This is a genomic window from Pseudomonas sp. W2Jun17, from assembly GCF_023127795.1.
In the GTDB taxonomy this organism is placed as follows: domain Bacteria; phylum Pseudomonadota; class Gammaproteobacteria; order Pseudomonadales; family Pseudomonadaceae; genus Aquipseudomonas; species Aquipseudomonas synxantha_A.
Map to the genome: position 1 here is coordinate 1 of NZ_SPKO01000021.1, position 1,313 is coordinate 1,313.

Sequence of the window (1,313 nt, forward strand, 5' to 3'; positions counted from 1 at the left end):
TGTCCCGTCCTGAATAAGGTTTACGCCTTCTGGCCTATATTCAGGAGGAGTCAATGGATTCGGGCAAAAGGCGGAGCCAGCGTGACTACACGCTAGCCTTTAAATTATCAGTCGTAGACCAGGTCGAAAAGGGCGAGTTGAGTTATAAAGAGGCTCAACGGCGCTACGGCATTCAGGGCCGGTCCACGGTACTGGTCTGGCTACGCAAGCATGGCCGGCAGGACTGGAGCCAAGGCGCCTCAATTCGAGAACCGAGGAGCAGGTCCATGACCGAGCCAACCCTCCCGCTGACCCCCGAGCAGCGGATCAAAGAGCTCGAAGAACAGCTGGCGCTAAGCAATCAGAAAGCGCAATTCTTCGAAGCCGTCGTGAATGTTCTGAAGAATGACTACGGTGTTTCCATCGTAAAAAAGCGACCCGGCAAGTCCTCTCGCAAGGGCAAATCCAAGGCCTGAGCGTCACCAGGGCTTGCCTGTTCATGGGCATTTCGCGCCAAGCGTATTACCAACGCAATCGGGCTTTCGACGAGAGGGCTCGTCAAGATCAAGAAGTCATGGACTTTGTTCTTGAAAAGCGCCGCCGCCAGCCACGGATAGGCACGCGCAAGCTGCATTACCTGATGAGCGTCGAAGTCGGCGCATCAGTGCGGGTCGGCAGAGACCGCCTGTTTAGCATCCTGCGCAACGCTCGAGAGCTGGTTGTGCGCAAACGGGCTTACCACAAAACGACAGACAGCCATCACCGCTTTCGCCGCCATCCTAACCTACTCAAAGCGGGTCAGGAGCAGATTGTGGCCAATAGGCCAGAGCAGGTCTGGGTTGCAGACATAACCTATCTGCCGACACAGGAAAGCGTGGTTTATGTGAGTCTGGTGACAGACGCCTACTCGCGCAAGATCGTAGGCCATCATGTGCATGAGAGCTTGCATACCGAGTCGGTGGTCAAGGCGATGGAAAAGGCAGTTGGTGAACGCCGAAGCACGCTGCCACTGATCCATCACTCAGACCGCGGAGCCCAATACTGCTCTGAACGTTATCAACGTTTGCACGCTAGTCATGGCATCAGATGCTCAATGACCGACGGCTATGACTGCTACCAGAATGCTCTGGCGGAGAGGATAAACGGCATTTTGAAGACCGAGTTCCTGCTGTATCGCCCTAAAAATCTGGCGGACGCAGTGAAAATGGTGGATGAGTCGGTGCTGATCTACAACGGGGAACGGCCACACCTGTCCCTGAAATACAAAACGCCCGATGCGGTGCATCGGGCGTTTTGAGACTGAAACAGGTGTAAATCTATTTCAGGACTAGACA

The 1,313-nt window shown here is 54.8% G+C and carries 1 protein-coding gene; it reads left to right on the forward strand.

The genetic code is table 11. From position 1 onward, the window contains the following. The first annotated feature begins 53 nt into the window (after nt 1-53). A protein-coding gene (locus E4O98_RS11925; RefSeq protein WP_187432757.1) for an IS3 family transposase occupies nt 54-1,276 on the forward strand; the annotation gives its coding sequence in 2 pieces (ribosomal slippage) (nt 54-405 and nt 405-1,276; 1,224 coding nt in all). Nucleotides 1,277-1,313 lie beyond the last annotated feature (37 nt).